Source organism: Plantactinospora soyae (assembly GCF_014874095.1).
Lineage (GTDB): Bacteria > Actinomycetota > Actinomycetes > Mycobacteriales > Micromonosporaceae > Plantactinospora > Plantactinospora soyae.
Window position 1 is genome coordinate 1,871,218 of the sequence record NZ_JADBEB010000001.1, and the last position, 15,668, is coordinate 1,886,885.

14 protein-coding genes are annotated in these 15,668 nt (G+C 70.9%); 7 read left to right on the forward strand and 7 right to left on the reverse strand.

The annotated features are described in order from the left end of the window. Window positions 1-32 precede the first annotated feature (32 nt). The gene (locus H4W31_RS08355) at window positions 33-3,275 is read left to right on the forward strand and encodes a UvrD-helicase domain-containing protein (protein WP_404825569.1); all 3,243 of its coding nucleotides are present in this window, start codon (window positions 33-35) and stop codon (window positions 3,273-3,275) included. A 52-nt stretch (window positions 3,276-3,327) separates the two neighbouring features. Here H4W31_RS08355 and H4W31_RS08360 read toward each other — a convergent pair whose 3' ends face one another. After that, window positions 3,328-4,338 (reverse strand): EamA family transporter, encoded by a 1,011-nt coding sequence (locus tag H4W31_RS08360; protein WP_192766136.1) that lies wholly within the window; start codon window positions 4,336-4,338, stop codon window positions 3,328-3,330. A gap of 85 nt (window positions 4,339-4,423) precedes the next feature. On the opposite strand from H4W31_RS08360, the gene H4W31_RS42585 reads away from it, so the two are divergent. The 3 genes from H4W31_RS42585 to H4W31_RS08375 all read left to right on the forward strand — a co-directional run bounded on the left by H4W31_RS42585 (window position 4,424) and on the right by H4W31_RS08375 (window position 7,956). After that, window positions 4,424-5,230 carry an LppU/SCO3897 family protein gene (locus tag H4W31_RS42585; protein ID WP_225945442.1) on the forward strand — a complete coding sequence of 269 codons (807 nt, stop codon included), beginning with the start codon at window positions 4,424-4,426 and terminating at the stop codon, window positions 5,228-5,230. Window positions 5,231-5,382: 152 nt separating this feature from the next. Next, window positions 5,383-6,444, forward strand: a complete 1,062-nt coding sequence (locus H4W31_RS42590) for an LppU/SCO3897 family protein (protein ID WP_225945443.1) — start codon at window positions 5,383-5,385, stop codon at window positions 6,442-6,444. A gap of 240 nt (window positions 6,445-6,684) precedes the next feature. Further along, entirely contained in the window at window positions 6,685-7,956 is a 1,272-nt protein-coding gene (locus tag H4W31_RS08375) for an ATP-binding protein (RefSeq protein ID WP_192766137.1), read from the forward strand. A gap of 26 nt (window positions 7,957-7,982) precedes the next feature. Here the strand turns inward: H4W31_RS08375 and H4W31_RS08380 are convergent, their stop codons facing one another. After that, window positions 7,983-8,534, reverse strand: a complete 552-nt coding sequence (locus H4W31_RS08380) for a GNAT family N-acetyltransferase (protein WP_192766138.1) — start codon at window positions 8,532-8,534, stop codon at window positions 7,983-7,985. A gap of 83 nt (window positions 8,535-8,617) precedes the next feature. Here H4W31_RS08380 and H4W31_RS08385 point away from each other — a divergent pair, with 83 nt between their 5' ends. Both H4W31_RS08385 and H4W31_RS08390 read left to right on the forward strand, forming a co-directional pair. After that, window positions 8,618-9,163 carry a DoxX family protein gene (locus H4W31_RS08385; RefSeq protein ID WP_192766139.1) on the forward strand — a complete coding sequence of 182 codons (546 nt, stop codon included), beginning with the start codon at window positions 8,618-8,620 and terminating at the stop codon, window positions 9,161-9,163. A 263-nt stretch (window positions 9,164-9,426) separates the two neighbouring features. Next, window positions 9,427-10,875, forward strand: coding sequence for a glycosyltransferase 87 family protein (locus H4W31_RS08390; RefSeq protein WP_192766140.1), 1,449 nt, complete (start codon window positions 9,427-9,429; stop codon window positions 10,873-10,875). 25 nt (window positions 10,876-10,900) lie between these two features. Here H4W31_RS08390 and H4W31_RS08395 read toward each other — a convergent pair whose 3' ends face one another. From H4W31_RS08395 to H4W31_RS08415, 5 genes are all read right to left on the reverse strand, one after another. Beyond that, a complete protein-coding gene (locus H4W31_RS08395; protein WP_192766141.1) occupies window positions 10,901-11,368 on the reverse strand; it encodes a molybdenum cofactor biosynthesis protein MoaE in 468 nt (155 codons plus the stop codon). Beyond that, window positions 11,365-12,585, reverse strand: coding sequence for a molybdopterin molybdotransferase MoeA (locus tag H4W31_RS08400; RefSeq protein ID WP_192771939.1), 1,221 nt, complete (start codon window positions 12,583-12,585; stop codon window positions 11,365-11,367). Before H4W31_RS08400 ends, H4W31_RS08395 begins: the two co-directional genes overlap by 4 nt. Before the next feature lie 156 nt (window positions 12,586-12,741). Then, window positions 12,742-13,224: a MogA/MoaB family molybdenum cofactor biosynthesis protein gene (locus H4W31_RS08405; protein WP_192766142.1), complete on the reverse strand. Its 483-nt coding sequence runs from the start codon at window positions 13,222-13,224 to the stop codon at window positions 12,742-12,744. Further along, window positions 13,221-13,712 (reverse strand): cyclic pyranopterin monophosphate synthase MoaC, encoded by a 492-nt coding sequence (gene moaC / locus H4W31_RS08410; RefSeq protein WP_192766143.1) that lies wholly within the window; start codon window positions 13,710-13,712, stop codon window positions 13,221-13,223. The genes H4W31_RS08405 and moaC overlap by 4 nt, the downstream gene beginning before the upstream one ends. A 76-nt stretch (window positions 13,713-13,788) precedes the next feature. Then, window positions 13,789-13,968, reverse strand: coding sequence for a hypothetical protein (locus H4W31_RS08415; protein WP_192766144.1), 180 nt, complete (start codon window positions 13,966-13,968; stop codon window positions 13,789-13,791). A 238-nt stretch (window positions 13,969-14,206) separates the two neighbouring features. Here H4W31_RS08415 and H4W31_RS08420 point away from each other — a divergent pair, with 238 nt between their 5' ends. After that, complete coding sequence (locus H4W31_RS08420; RefSeq protein ID WP_192766145.1) at window positions 14,207-15,175, forward strand: hypothetical protein; 969 nt, start codon at window positions 14,207-14,209, stop codon at window positions 15,173-15,175. Window positions 15,176-15,668: the final 493 nt, after the last annotated feature.

Here is a 15,668-nt window from a genome sequence, read left to right on the forward strand (position 1 = left end):
CGCTCGCGTACCGGCCCATGACAGGATGCGGCGTGTCTCCGTTGCGCGCCGCACCCGCTGACGGCTCCCTTTCCGGCGCCGTGCCCTTCGTCGCGGACCTGCACATCCACTCGAAATACTCGCGAGCCTGCAGCCGTGACCTCACGATGCCGAACCTCGCCTGGTGGGCCCGGCGCAAGGGGATCAGCCTGCTCGGTACCGGTGACTTCACCCATCCCGCCTGGTACGAGCACCTGCGCGAGTCGCTGCGTCCGGCCGAGCCCGGCCTGTACCGGCTCGATCCGGAGGTCGAGCGGGACATCGCCCGCCGGCTGCCACCCCGGCTGGCCAGCGTGGCCGAGGCCAATCCGGTGCGGTACGCGCTCAGTGTGGAAATCTCCACCATCTACAAGCGAGACGACCGGACCCGCAAGGTGCACCACCTGATCTACCTACCCGACCTGGACGCGGTGGCCCGGTTCAACGCCGTACTCGGCCGGATCGGCAACATCGGTTCCGACGGCCGGCCGATCCTCGGACTGGATTCCCGGGACCTGCTGGAAATCGTCCTGGAGGCGAGCCCGGACGGCTACCTGGTGCCGGCGCACATCTGGACCCCGTGGTTCTCCGCGCTCGGCTCGAAGTCCGGCTTCGACGCGATCGCGGACTGCTACGCCGACCTCGCCGAGCACATCTTCGCGGTCGAGACCGGGCTCTCCTCCGACCCCGCGATGAACTGGCGGGTATCCAGCCTGGACCGCTACCGGCTGGTCTCCAACTCCGACGCACACTCGCCGCCGGCACTGGCCCGGGAGGCGACGGTCTTCGCCACCGAACTGGACTACTTCGCGGTACGGGAGGCGCTGCGTACCGGGGACGGGCTGCGGGGCACGATCGAGTTCTTCCCGGAGGAGGGCAAGTACCACGCCGACGGGCACCGGCTGTGCGGCGTCAACTGGGCGCCGGAGCGTACCCGGCAGGCGGGCGGGCGCTGCCCCGAGTGCGGCAAGCCGCTCACGGTCGGCGTACTGAGTCGGGTCGAGGACCTGGCCGACCGGCCGGACGGGCACGTGCCGACCGGCGCCCCCGGGGTGACCCACCTGATCCAGCTCGCCGAGATCCTGGGCGAGATCAACAGCGTCGGGCCGAAGTCGAAGACGGTCGAGGGACAGCTCAACACCCTGGTCGCCGGGCTCGGCTCCGAGCTGGACATCCTCACCGTCACCCCGGTCGACGAGATCCGGCGGGTCGGCGGCGAACTGATCGCCGAGGCGGTCGAGCGGCTGCGTCGGGGACAGGTCCGCCGGACACCCGGCTACGACGGCGAGTACGGCGTGATCACCCTCTTCGAGCCCGGTGAGCTTCCCGGCTCGGGGGGCGGGCACCAGGCCGACACGCTCTTCGCCGACGCGCTGTTCGACGTACCGGTGCCCCGGCCGCGCGCGTCGACGGAGCCGAAGACGCCCGCGAAGGCGCGTACCGCCCCGGCGCCGGCCACCCCGCCGGAGCCTCGCCGCCGGTCCCGGGCCAGTGCACCGGCGGCCGAGCCCGCGCCGCCGCTCGCCCCGCCACCGTCGCCGCACGAGCCGTTCGAGCCGATGCTCGCCGGGATGGAGGAGGTCGGCACCGGGCTGCTCGACCGGCTCGACGCGATGCAGCGGGTCGCCGCCTCCGCGCCGGGCGGGCCGCTGCTGATCGTCGCCGGCCCGGGTACGGGCAAGACCCGCACCCTGACCCACCGGATCGCGTACCTCTGCGCCGAGCTGAACGTCTATCCGGAGCACTGCCTCGCGATTACCTTCACCCGGCGGGCCGCCGAGGAGCTGCGTACCCGGTTGGACGGGCTGCTCGGGCCGGTCGCCGAGGACGTCACGGTCGGCACCTTCCACTCGCTCGGCCTTGGCATCCTGCGGGAGAACACCCGCGCCGCCGGCCTGCCGGACGACTTCCGGATCGCCGACGACCTCGAACGGGCGACCGCCCGGGCGGAGGCCGGCGACGACGACGCGACGTACGTCAAGCTGCTCCGCGCCGCCGACCTGGTCGACCTGGACGAGTTGGTGACCCTGCCGGTGGCGCTGCTGCGCGACGATCCGGCGCTGGTCGAGCGGTACCGGGACCGCTGGCGGTGGATCTTCGTCGACGAGTACCAGGACGTGGACGCCACCCAGTACGAACTGCTCCGGCTGCTCAGCCCGGCGGACGGCAACCTCTGCGCGATCGGCGACCCGGACCAGGCGATCTACTCGTTCCGGGGCGCCGACGTCGCGTACTTCCTGCGCTTCTCGGCGGACTTCGTCGACGCCCGGCTGGTCCGACTGACCCGCAACTACCGGTCGTCCGCGCCGATCCTGGCCGCCGCCGTGCAGGCCATCGCGCCGACCACGCTGGTCCGCGGCCGGCGGCTCGACCCGGCCCGGCTGGACCCGGAGGCGCCGCTGGTCGGCCGCTATCCCGCCGCCTCCGTCGCGGACGAGGCCGACTTCGTGGTACGCACCGTCGACGAACTCGTCGGCGGGTTGTCGCACCGGTCCCTGGACTCGGGGCGGATCGACGGCCGGTCGACCGAGGTGTCGTTCTCCGACATCGCGGTGCTGTACCGGACCGACGCCCAGGCGGCGCCGATCCTGGACGCGCTGGCCCGGGCGAACATCCCGGTGCAGAAGCGCTCGCACAACCGGCTGCGGGACCGGCCCGGCGTATCGGTGATCACCCGGGAGCTCCGGCACGCCGACGGGCTCGGTGGCTCGGTCGCCGCCCGGGTACGGCTGGCCGGGCAGGTACTCGCCGAGCGGCACGCCGCGCCCACCCTGGACGCGACCGGCGGCGTCGGCCCGGACGACATCTGGGCGGCGGCGGAGGTGCTCACCCCGCTGGCCTGGCGCTGCGGCGACGACCTGACGCTGTTCCTCTCCCAGGTGTCGACCGGGGCCGAGGTCGACGCGCTCGACCCCCGGGCGGAGGCGGTCACCCTGCTCACCCTGCACGCCGCCAAGGGCCTGGAGTTCCCGGTGGTCTTCCTGCCGGGGTGCGAGGACGGGCTGCTGCCACTGCGGTTCCCCGGCTCGACCCCGAGCGAGGACGACGTGGCGGAGGAGCGCCGGCTGTTCTTCGTGGGGCTGACCCGGGCGCAGGACCGGCTCTATCTCAGCCACGTGGGCCGACGACTGCGGTACGGCCAGGAGCGGGACTGCGTACCGTCGCCGTTCCTGACCTCGATCGACGCCGGGCTGTTCGAGCGGCTCGGCGACACCGCCCCACGCCGTCCGAAGGACCGCCAGCTACGGCTGATGTGACCGGCCGGCTGCCGGTCGCTCGTTCATGACCGCCCGGCTACCGGTCGCTCGTTCATGACCGGGCGGCTCGCGGTCGCTCGGTCGACACGACCAGCGCCACGCCGACCACGATCACCGCTCCGCCGAGCAGCACCTGCCCGGAGACCGGCTCGGCGAGCAGCAACGCGCCGAGCGTGACCGCGACCACGGGGTTCACGTAGGCGTACGTCGCCACCAGCGAGATCGGCGCATGGTGCAGCAGCCAGACGTACGCGGTGAAGGCGACGAGTGAGCCGGCCACGGTGAGGTAGCCGAGCGCCAGCCACGATCGGGTGGAGACGCCGGCCAGGTCGAGGCCGCGCGACTCGCCCCGGGCCACACCGAGTACGGCCAGCGCGGCGGAGCCGGCGAGCATCTCGTACACGGTGGCGACGAACGGGTCCGCCGGCATGCTGAGCCGGCCGGAGAGGAACGACCCGACGGACCAGGAGACGGACCCGCCGACCACGATCAGCGCCCCGACGATCGGCGCCGCACCGTCGCCACCGGTCGGCAGCACCAGCAGGACCAGCCCGACGAAGCCCACGCTGACGCCGAGCAGGGTGGGCAGGCGCGGCCGGTCGCCGGTGCCCGCCCGGAGCAGCACCACCAGGAGGGGCACGATGGCGACGAAGAGGGCCGCCACCCCGGAGGAGACCGCGATCGAGGGCGGTAGCGATTCGGCCAGCACCACTCCGCCGTTACCACCGGCGAGCAGGAGGACTCCGACCAGCGCGGCCGAACCCAACTGGCGCCGGTTCACCCGCAGCCCGCCCGGACCACGCCGGAGTCGGAGCACCAGCGCGAGCAGCGCGGCGGCGACCGCGAACCGGGCCGCCGCCGAGAGCAGCGACGGAAGGGTCTCCACCGTGATCCGGATTCCGAGGTAGGTGGAGCCCCAGACGACGTACACGATGGCCAGGGCGACCCAGATCAGCGCCGCCCGGTTCGGCGCCCCGGCGACGGAACCGGTCGACCCCGCCGGCTGGCCGACCGGGGCGGCGCGAGCAGGCAGGATTGGCGCGGTTCCGGGAGGTGAGCTCATTGGGGGCTCAGGCTACGGTGGCCAGAGCAACCCCGTCGAAGGCGAGTGGCGAGCCTCTCACCGCTCTGTACCAGGAGGACAGTCGATGGCCAACTACGGACCGCCCGGCGGGCCGTATCCCGGCCCTGGGTCGGAGCCGTGGCCGGACCGGAACCGACAGGCCGATGACGAGTACGGCCAGCCGGCCGACCCCTGGGGCGAGCACGACCAGCCTGGCGGCCACGGCCAGTGGGGTGGTGGGCAGCCGTCGGCACCGCCGGCAGGCTCCGGGTCCCCGGTCGGCTACCCCGCCGATCCGGCGGCACCGCACCATCCGGGTGGGTCCATCCCCTTCGCCGCGCCACCGGCGGGCTGGACGCCGCCGGTCGGTTCCGACCCGGTCTGGGCGCCCCCGGCTGGGGATCCGAACTGGTCCACCTCCGCGCCCGAACCGCCCCCCAAGGGTCGGGGAGGCCGGGTGTTCGTCGGAGTCGTCGTCGCGCTGGCCCTGCTGGTGGTCGGTGGCGCGGCCATCGGCGTCTACCTGTTCGGACCGGACCAGCCGACTCCGGCCGCCGAGCCGACCAGCGGGCCGACCGCCGGACCGGCCGACCCGCCCACTGCGGCGACCCAGCCGGTACCGACCAGCGCGGCACCCAATCCGTCCACCGACGCCCGGTTCGTCAAGGCCGGGCAGTGTGTGGCGAACGAGGGCACCGAGGCCGCGCCCAAGCTGGCCATCACCATCTGCGCGCCGCAGACCTTCGAGGTGCTGGCCCGGTACAACGGCGCCACGACCGGCGCCACGGATGCCAAGGCCAAGTGCGCGAAGGTGCAGAACTACACGAACTTCTACTTCTTCAACAGCGAGTTGGACGAACTGGACTTCGTGCTCTGCCTCAGGAAGCGATAGCTTTCGAGGCGGTTCCGTCCGTTATCCCGAGAATGCAGCGGAGGTTCCACCACCCGCCGCCGAGTACGACTCCGCGCCCACCCCGCGGCTGTGCCGGCCATCCCAGGTTCCGTACGACCACCCGGAACGCGCGGCCCCGACCCTGGAGAACGATGTCGATCTACGGATCACCTGCTCCCCGTCAGCCCGACGAGCCCGACGAGACCCCCTCGTCCAGCCCACCCGCCAGCGGCTACCCGCCACCACCGGGGAGCCATCCACCGCCGCCGGATCCCGGCTATCCACCGTCGCCGGATCCCGGCTATCCACCGTCGCCGGATCCCGGCTATCCACCGCCGCCGGATCCCGGCTACTCACCGCCGCCCAACACCGGCTATCCGCCGCCACCGCCGAACCCGGAGTGGGCCCAGCAGCAGCCGCCGCCGAACCCGTCGCCGAACCCCGAGTGGGGCCAGCCACAGCCACCACCGAATCCGCAGTGGGGCCAACAGCCGCAGTCATCGCCCCCGAGTCCGGAGTGGGGCCAGCAGCCGCAGTCATCGCCGCCGAATCCGGCCTGGGGCCAGCAGCCGCCACCGCCGAACCCCGAGTGGGGTCAGCCGCCGTCCAGTGGCGGACCGCAGCAGCCCGGGTACCCGGGCGTGCAGGACCAACCGCAGTCCGGTGCGCCGGGCGCGCCGTACGGGCCGTACGGCACCCCGCAGGCGCAGTACGGTCCGCCCGGTGCCCCGTACGGCCCGCCGGGCGCTCCGCTCGGACCGCCGAGCGCCGCACCGAAGAAGAAGGGCGGCCTGAAGCTCGCTCTGATCATCGGCGGCGTGGTGCTGCTGCTGCTCTGCGCCTGCGTCGGTGGTGGCATCTGGTGGCTGGTCGACCAGGGGTCCGACGACTCCGGCACGACTCCGGTCGGCGGCGCGCCGAGTTCGACCGCCGGCCCGACGACGTCCAGCCCGCGTACCACTCCGTCGTCGAGTACGGACCGGTACGCCAAGGGCGACTGCCTGGTCAACGACGGTACGGACAGCGCGCCGAAGCTGCGCAAGGTGACCTGCGGGCCGGACACCTTCGAGGTGTTGTCCCGGATTCCGTTCACCACCGACCCGAAGCAGTGCAAGGAGGACGTCATCTTCGGCGCACCGGAGGCGGACGCCCACTACGTGCAGGACGACCCGCTGGATCTCGGGGACTTCGTGCTCTGCCTGAAGTCGCGCTGACCCGACGCCGCGTCGACCCGCACCGGGGCCGTTGGAACGACCGGCGACAGCACCGATAGCGCCGACAGCGGCGACAGCATCGATAGCGCCGATAGCCAAAACTAGGACCGTCTAGCACACACGCTAGACGGTCCTAGTTTTTCCTCGACCGCGCCGACGGCCGGTACGACGGCGCGACACGCCTACCCCGATCTACGTATGTCTAGCGGTGCGGCTAGACGGCCCGATACCGTGCGATACGTGGATCCGGTCCGCAACCCGTACGCGCCGGGCGCCGGCCAGCGCCCGCCCGAACTCGCCGGGCGGGGTCGGGAGCTCGAGGTCTTCGACATCGTGCTGGAACGCATAGCCCGAGGTCGCCCCGAACGCAGCCTGATGCTCACCGGCCTGCGTGGGGTCGGCAAGACCGTGCTGCTCAACACGCTCCGGTCCCAGGCCATCAACCGGCTGTGGGGCACCGGCAAGATCGAGGCACGACCGGACCAGTCGATTCGCCGACCGGTGGCCGCCGCACTGCACATGGCGATCCGGGAACTGGCCCCCCGGCACCGTGCCCCGGACCGGATCGACGCGTTCCTCGGCGTACTCAAGGCCTTCGCGCTGCGCTCCGCACCCGCCGGACCGGGTACGGCCGCCCGGGGCGCCGCCGGCAGCCGGCTCCGTGACCGCTGGCAGCCGGGCATCGACGTACCGGCGACGAGTGGCCGGGCCGACTCCGGCGACATCGAGATCGACCTGGTCGAACTCTTCACCGACGCGGCCGACGTCGCCGCCGACGTCGGCACCGGCGTCGCGGTCTTCATCGACGAGATGCAGGACCTCGGTCCCGAGGACGTCTCTGGGCTCTGCGCCGCCTGCCACGAGCTGTCCCAACTCGGCGCCCCGCTGATCGTGGTCGGCGCCGGGCTGCCGCACCTGCCGGCGGTGCTCTCCGCGGCGAAGTCCTACTCGGAACGCCTCTTCCGGTACCAGCGGATCGACCGGCTCGACCGGATCGCCGCCGACCAGGCGCTCTGCGCACCGGCCGCCCGGGAGGAGGTCGAGTACGAGCAGAAGGCGCTCGACCTGCTCTACGAGAAGTCCGGCGGCTACCCGTACTTCGTCCAGGCGTACGGCAAGGCCACCTGGGACCACGCGCCCCGTACCCCGGTGACGGCGGCCGACGTCCGGGTCGCCGCCCCCGAGGCGGAGGCCGAACTCGCGGTCGGGTTCTTCGGCTCCCGGTTCGAGCGGGCGACTCCGGCGGAGCGCGAGTACATGCGGGCGATGGCCGGGCTCTCCCTGGTCGAGGGCGCGACCCCGCCCGACGTCGCCGACGGTGGACCCCGCGACGACATGGACGCCGCCGTCTCGACCGCCGAGATCGCCCGGTCACTGGGGCGTAAGCCGGCCAGCCTGTCACCGGCCCGGGACGCTCTGATCAAGAAGGGGCTGATCTACTCCGGTGAGCGCGGCACGGTGGCGTTCACGGTGCCGCACTTCGGCCGCTACCTGCGTACCCAGCCGGCCTGACGCCGCCGGCCAGGCCGGGTGGCGGGCTAGACCTGGGACCAGGGTGCCGGGAAGGTCACCTCGCCGCTGGGCACCGGCAACTGCGTCGACCCCGTCGCGCCGTCCATCGACGGCAGCACCAGTACCTGCCACGGATCGCCGAGCCCGGACCACGGACTGGTCAGCTTGAACCGGGCCGCCGGCTCGAATCCGAACCGGCGGTAGTAGGCCGGGTTCCCGAGGACCAGCACGAGTCGCTCGCCAAGTTCGGCGGCGGCGTCGAGCGCGGCCTGTACGACGTCCCGTCCGTAGCCCCGGCGCTGCCGGTCCGGGCGGACGGCCACCGGGCCGAGGGCCAGCGCGGGGGTGCCGCCCGGTTGCACCAGGACCCGGGTCAGCAGGGCGTAGCCGACCAGCTCCCCGTCGACCTCGGCCACCATGGACAGCTCGGGCAGCCAGGCGTCGCTGTCCCGCAACGCCTCCACGAGTTGCACCTCGGGGGGCCGTCGGGTGTCCGGGCTCGCGAACGCCTGGGCGACCAGTCGGCGGATCGGCGCGATGTCAGCCAGATCCTCGGGGCGCAGCCGCACAGTCGTCACAGCTCGCGACGGTACCGCCACAGCGCCGTCCAGTCTCCCACTTCGGCGGGTGAAACTCGGAGGGAACGGGTAAGACTTGACGCATGAGACCCGTACGCACCGTGGCCCGTACCCTGTTGAGCACGATCTTCGTGGTCAGCGGCGCCCGCGCCGTGGCCAACCCCGGACCGCACCTGGACCGGGCGAAGACCGTGACGGACCGGGTGGCCCCGGTGCTGCGCGGCGTGCATCCGGGTATCCCGACCGATCCGACGAGCATGGTCCGGGCCAACGGCGCCGCCCAGGTCGTCGGCGGACTGCTGCTCGCCACCGGGCACCTCACCCGGCCGGCCGCCGCGCTGCTGGCCGGCACGCTGGTGCCGACCACGATCGCCGGGCACCCGTTCTGGAACCACGACGACCCGGCGGAACGACGGCTCCACCAGGTCCAGTTCATGAAGAACCTCGGCCTGTTCGGCGGGCTGCTGCTCGCGATGGCCGACACCCAGGGCCGGCCTGGCCTCGGCTGGCGGACCAGCCACGCCGTGGACGACGGGCGTCGACGGGTACGCCGCGCGGTGCGTACGGCACGCCGGGACGCCCGGATCGCGGTACGGTCAGCGGCGGCGGCCCGAAGGTTCCCGGGCTGACCCGCGCCCTCGTCATCGGGATGCGGTCTGGTTGGATTGGCGATCGAGCCACGGTCCATGCCGGACATATGCTAGTTTCACCTGACTGAGCGGCCGTGAATCACCTGAACCGCACTCCCTGCGTTAACGCGGTGGAAATGTCGCGAACCAGTGTGGGATCGGACACGGTCGCATAACGCAGGAGGCATTCCAGTGACTCACCGTTCTAGGCTCCCTGGAGGACCTGGGCGGAACACCGACATCGGTACGGGGGTGGCCACGCCATGCCGGCGACCGTCGAAAGACGGCTAAGCCGCCTCGCCCCAGTCCGCCGCTTGGCTCGTGGAATCGACCGTCGGGCAGTCGTACGGATCGGCATCGTCGCCGTCGTCTGCTACGCCGCGTGGCTCGCCATTGTCACGTTCGGACGGTCGTACAACTTCTTCGACATGAAGATTTACCACGGCGCGGTGGTCTGGTGGGCGGGCGGCAATGAGCTCTACGACTTCATCGCACCCAGGACCACCCTCGGCTTCACCTATCCACCCTTCGCGGGCCTGGTCATGCTGCCGATGGCGAAGATCCCACTCGGCCTGGCCGGCTGGCTCAACATCCTCGCCAGCGTCGGCACGCTCACGGTCGTGCTGGCCGCGCTGCTCAAGCCGATCGTGGACCGGCTGGGCTGGTCGCTCTGGTTCACCCTCGGCATCGCCGTACCGCTCGCGGTGGCGATCGAGCCGACCCGGGAGACGCTGGGATTCGGGCAGGTCAACCTGCTGCTGTTCGGCCTCATCATGGCCGACCTGGTGGCGCTGCGCTGGCGGGCCCGGCGCGGGGCCCGGGTCAACCCGACCGACGGCCCGATGCGCCGGCTGTGGTTCAGCGGCGTCTGGGCCGGCGTCGGCATCGGGCTGGCCACCTCGATCAAGCTCACCCCGGCGCTGTTCATCGTCTACCTGCTGTTGACCCGGCAGTGGCGGGCCGCGATGACCGCCGTCGGCACCGCCATCGCCGTCACCGTCGGCACCTTCGCGGTCGCGGGCCGCGAGTCGACCAGCTACTGGATGTCGGTGCTCTGGCAGACCGAGCGGGTCGGCGCGGCGGACATGACGCCGAACCAGTCCCTGGCCGGGGTTCTGGCCCGGCTCTACGACTCGATCGAGACGCCGACCCTGCTCTGGCTCTCGTTCGCGCTGCTGGTCCTCGCGCTCGGCCTCTCCCGTGCCTCCAACTCGCACGCCGACGGTGACGAGCTGACCGCCTTCACCCTGATCGGGCTCACCACCAACGTGATCAGCCCGATCTCCTGGTCGCACCACCTGGTCTGGGTCATCCCGGCGATGGTGGTACTCGGCGACGCCGCGATCCGGCGCCGGGCCGCCAGCCGGGGCCCGGCGTACCGGAGCACCCTGGCAGTGGCGGGTTCCGGACCGGCCGGGATGAACGGGCTGCGGTCACCGATCTGGTTCCCCACCCTGACCGGACTCCGGCACGGGGTCGCCGCGCTCGGCCTCTACCTGCTGTTCCTGATCGCGCCCATCTGGCCGTACGAGCACCAGCTGCCCGAGGTCTCGCACTACCACGACGGCTTCTTCGGCGCCCTGATGGAGAACTCGCTGGCCCTCGCGTTGATCGTGCTCGTCGCGGCGCTGCCGTGGCGGCCGGGCGCGGAGCCCGCCTTCTACCCGGAGCACAGCCGGTTCGACCGGCGATCCACCACCAGCCACCGCTGACCGCCACCGGTGGAGGGGAATCAGGTCACGGACAGTTGACCCATTCCTCGGTACCGTCGGCGAACACCTGCCGCTTCCACACCGGCAGCCGGGACTTGACCTCGTCGACCAGCCGGGCGCAGGCCGCGAACGCCGCCGCCCGGTGCGCGGTGCTGACCGCCGCCACCAGGGCCACGTCGCCGATCGCCAACGGCCCGAGCCGGTGCGAGACCGCGATCGCGTGTACGGCCGGATCGGCGGCGATCTCGGCGGCCACCTCCCGCAACACGTCGGCGGCGCTCGGATGGCCCTCGTACTCCAGCCGGACGACCGCACGCCCGTGATCGTGGTCGCGTACCACGCCCTGGAAGCAGACCACCGCTCCGGCGCCGGAGTCGGCGACCACGGCCTCGTGGAAGGCCGTGTCCAGCGGCTCCGCCCCGACCGAGGTGTGCACCGTCGGGCCGGGCGTCGCCGGCACCGTGTCGATGGCCGGCTCACTCGAAACGCTCATGCCGTTCCTCCCAGAACACGTTCGCCCGGCAGCAGCGGTAGCGGTACGACCGGCACCCGGTCTCCCGGCTCGCCCCGGGTGCCGGGTGCGATCACGGCGAAGCCGTCCGCCTGGGCCAGCCCGCGCAGCATCGCCGAACCGACGTGCCGGACCGGATGGGCGGTGTTCCGGGCGGGGTCGACCCGGACCAGCGCCAGATGGGTGTGGTCGCCCCGGCCGGTTACCGGCTCGGCCAGGGTCACCTGGGGCAGCGTCGGCATGGCCCGGCCCTGGAGCCCGGCAAGCAGCGGTGCGACCAGCGACACGGTCGCGACGATCGCCGACTGTGGATTGCCGGGCAGCCCGGCGACGAACCTGGCCCGGCCGTCCGCCCCGACGACCCGGGCGAGCAGCATCGGAAACCCGGGGCGTACGGCCACGGTGTTGACGACGTACTCCGCGCCGAGTTCACGCAGTGCCGGGTGCAGGTGGTCGACCGGCCCGTTCATGGTGCCGCCGGTGGTGCAGACCAGGTCGGCTTCGGCCAGACCCCGGCGGAGCGCGTCGACGTGCGCCTCCAGGGTGTCGGCCACCGGTCCGACGAGGTCGGTGGCGGTGATGGCGCAGCCGTACCGGCGTAGCCAGCCGGGGACGGCCGGACCGAGCGAGTCGCGTACCCGTCCGGCGCCCGGCCGTCCGGAGGTCAGCAGCTCGTCGCCGAAGATGATCAGAGCGGCCCGGGGTGCGCGGCGGACCGGCAGAGTGTCGTAGCCGCACGAGGCGGCCAGGCCGATCACCCCGGGGTCGACCGGGGTACCGGCCGGCAGGAGTTCCTCCCCGGCCCGCGCCTCCTCGCCCGGGGCGCGCCACTCCGGCGCCGGCCGTAACGTGCCGGCGACCAACCCCTCGGCGGTACGCGTCGACTCCTCGATCCGGAGCACCCCGGCCGCACCGTCCGGCAGCATCGCGCCGGTGGCGATCTCCACTGCGGTGTCGTCCCCGGTCAACGGCGGCGGCGTACCGCCGGCGAGGACCCGTCCGACGATCCGCCACGGCCCGGCACCGCGTACCGCCCAGCCGTCCACGCTCGACGTCGGAAAGGCCGGCAGGTCGGTGAGGGTACTCAGTGGTGCGGCGAGAGTCTGTCCGTCCGCCTCGGCCAACGGCAGGTCAACCGGCTCGGGCATGGCGGCCCGCCCAGCCTCGTAGACCCGGGAGCGCGCCTGCGCCCAGTCCAGCGTGGGCAGCGCGACAGCGGCCTCGGCGCTCACTCGGCCCTCTCCCGCCCGGTCTTCACGGTCACCCGGTCCTCACGTTCACCGTCCGAGCCTATCGCCGCCCGGTGACCGACCGCCGGAGAGTTCAGTCGGGCGTTGCGATCGATCGTCGGAAAGTCAGTCGGTACGCGGGTGGTCGCCGCCCCGGAGCTGGTCGACCGCGTGCGCCAGGATCGGCCCGAGTACGGCGAGCCCGTCCCGGGCCCCACCGGTCGAGCCGGGCAGGTTGACCACGAGCATCCGGCCGATCACTCCGGCAAGCCCCCGGGACAGCGCCGCCGTCGGCACCTTGTCCCGGCTGTGTGCCCGGATCGCCTCGGCGATGCCGGGAATCTCGTAGTCGAGCATCGCCCGGGTCACGTCCGGGGTCCGGTCGGTCGGGTTGATTCCGGTACCGCCACTGGTCAGTACCACGTCGACCCCGTCCGCAGCCGCGCGGCGCAACTCCTCGGCCACCGGATCGCCGTCCGGCACCACGATCGGCTCGTCAACCTGGGCGCCGAGTTCGGTCAGGCCGTTGGCCAGCAGCGGGCCGCTGGTGTCCGCGTACACCCCGGAGGCCGCACGGTTGGAGGCGACCACGACCCGGGCCCGGATCACGGCCGGTCCACCGGTCGGGTCCAGTCGCCGGTCTTGCCGCCCTCCTTGCGCAGCACCCGTACCCCCTCGATCGAGGCGGCCGGGTCGACGGCCTTGACCATGTCGATCAGCGCGAGCCCGGCGGTGGCGACGGCGGTCAGCGCCTCCATCTCGACGCCGGTCCGGTCCGCGGTCCGGACCGTGGCGGTGATCTCCACGGTCTCCTCGCCGGGCTCCAGGTCGACCGTCACGCCGTGCAGCGCGATCGGATGGCAGAGCGGAATCAGGTCCGGGGTGCGCTTCGCGCCCATGATGCCGGCCAGCCGGCCGACCGCCAGCGCGTCGCCCTTGGGCAGGCCGTCCCGGCGCAGCAACTCGATCACCTCGGCGGTGGTACGCAACCGGCCGGCGGCGACGGCACGGCGTACCGACACGTCCTTGGCGGAGACGTCGACCATCCGGGCCGCCCCGGCAGAGTCGACGTGGGTCAGGTGCACGGGCTCGGTCACGTCCGCGAGCCTACCGAGGCGCGGCTCTCGATCAGGGCGCGGCTCTCGTTCAGCAGGCATGGGCGCCGCGGGGTGGTCAACTGGCCTCGCGCCCCTTCCGCCGCGACGAGATCACCCAGTCAGCGACCGCGATGGGAAGCATCGCAAGTACGCCGATAAGCAACCCGGTCCAGACCGGGATTTTAAACGCCAACCCGATTCCCAGCATCACGAAATATACGACGAGGTAGGCAATACGTAGCAACCTGGTAGCCATATAGATGATCGTAGACGCGAGTGGCGCACATGTCGACCCTGGCAATCGAGCTCGCCCAGCCACACCTGGCACGGCCCCGGCGGAAGTGACTTGATCACCACACTCAATTCCTCGATCATCATTTCGCTCATCGACGCCGTATCGAAATCTTGTCGACCAGGGCCTTAGGCTGCCGAATAGAGCCCAATCGATGAGCCCGGATAGATATCGGGCAAGTAGCGCCCCTAGGAGAGGATGTATGAAAAGAACAACGGCAAGCCAGCAGCTCATACGTAGCGCCACAGTTGCCGTGGCTGCGGTCGCCATGTTGTCCACCATGAATGCGAGCGCAACTGCTACCGAATCGGCGTCGCCTACGGAGCGAGTCGACCAGGCGTTAGCTCAGGCGGGGGTCTCTCGGGAAACTCCCGGTGCTCTCGTCAGCAGCGACGGGGCCATCGACATCAACCACGATCACCCGTCCGCGTCGATCGCGATCGGAGGCCGCCTCGCAGGTATCAGTCTAATAAAAGCTGGCGTCCACGTCACTAAAACTGAACATGCGCGATCAAACGACTCAGAACGTTCGTACGGTGACGTTGGGCCTAGTACCGATGCGCTCGTCCGCGCCAACGATGGAGGGGTCCAGATAATCACGGTTATGCGCGGACCCAGGGCATCAAATATACAGCGATACGACCTCGAGCTGCCGGACGGCGCTCGACTGGTGCCCAATGGACGTGGATTTGCGCTGGTCGAATCAGACGGAGCAGTCAGTGGCGCCATCGACGCTCCTTGGGCCAAAGATGCGACCGGACGAGAGCTACCTACTCGATACACCCTTGACGACAATGTTTTGATGCAGGAAACAGACATGACCGGCGCGCAATACCCTGTCGTGGCGGACCCGAGGATCACTTTTGGCCTCGGTGTTTACCTCAACATGTGGGGTTGGGAGGTGAGATCCACGGCAGTCGCCGTCATCGCCTTATTTGGGACAGGAGTCGTGGTTTCGTGCACCCAAACAGGCAGCATCCCCAACGCGGCGCTGAGGACGCTTGCCGTACTTGTATGTGGAGCTGCAGCAGTCAACCTTCGATCCATTTTCCAGGCGGTTGTTGACGTTTATCGCAACGGAGTAAGCGATGGTCAATGTTACCAGGACAAGATCTTCGGTCCAGGCAATGCTGGCGGCTTCAGAACTGTCAGCGCCACAAATTGCGGCTAACTCCATGCTCCCGATGAGATCTCATTTGGGCGGGGCGCAAGCTAATCAGTAAAAGGCCGGACTTCCACCCTGAGGTGACGAACTAAGTTCGGACCTCACTGGTTCATCATGTAAGGAAGTTGACGGGGCAGGCCGAAAAGGCCTGCCCCGTCCTGTCGGGCTTAGTCAATATTGGATCGTTGGTTCGCGCTAACCGGTAGTGCGGCCGGAAGGATTCCAACCTTGCCTGTCCCTACTCAACAAGCCCCGACATAATAGACTGGATTCTCGACCGGGGAAACATCCGCCGCAGGTTCGCCGCACAGCTGCGCAGGTTCGCTACCGCCGACGGGCGAGCCACCCGTGGTTCAGCTAGGCGGCTACGACACCCATCGAGCGAGCAACCGGCAGCCAGATAAACCCAGAGACCGAGCGCGTACCCGTCTTACTAACGGCGGAATCGGACGAGCCAGCCGTCCATAAGGTATCCCCGAGGATGTCCTGAGGGTTCCCA

Bases quoted from the DNA above. Each gene is read 5' to 3' on its own strand.
- H4W31_RS08395 (WP_192766141.1), bottom strand. From the start codon at position 11,368: ATGAGCGTTTCGAGTGAGCCGGCCATCGACACGGTGCCGGCGACGCCC.
- H4W31_RS42590 (WP_225945443.1), top strand. From the start codon at position 5,383: ATGTCGATCTACGGATCACCTGCTCCCCGTCAGCCCGACGAGCCCGAC.
- H4W31_RS08360 (WP_192766136.1), bottom strand. From the start codon at position 4,338: ATGAGCTCACCTCCCGGAACCGCGCCAATCCTGCCTGCTCGCGCCGCC.
- H4W31_RS08415 (WP_192766144.1), bottom strand. From the start codon at position 13,968: ATGGCTACCAGGTTGCTACGTATTGCCTACCTCGTCGTATATTTCGTG.
- H4W31_RS08420 (WP_192766145.1), top strand. From the start codon at position 14,207: ATGAAAAGAACAACGGCAAGCCAGCAGCTCATACGTAGCGCCACAGTT.
- H4W31_RS42585 (WP_225945442.1), top strand. From the start codon at position 4,424: ATGGCCAACTACGGACCGCCCGGCGGGCCGTATCCCGGCCCTGGGTCG.
- H4W31_RS08385 (WP_192766139.1), top strand. From the start codon at position 8,618: ATGAGACCCGTACGCACCGTGGCCCGTACCCTGTTGAGCACGATCTTC.
- H4W31_RS08390 (WP_192766140.1), top strand. From the start codon at position 9,427: ATGCCGGCGACCGTCGAAAGACGGCTAAGCCGCCTCGCCCCAGTCCGC.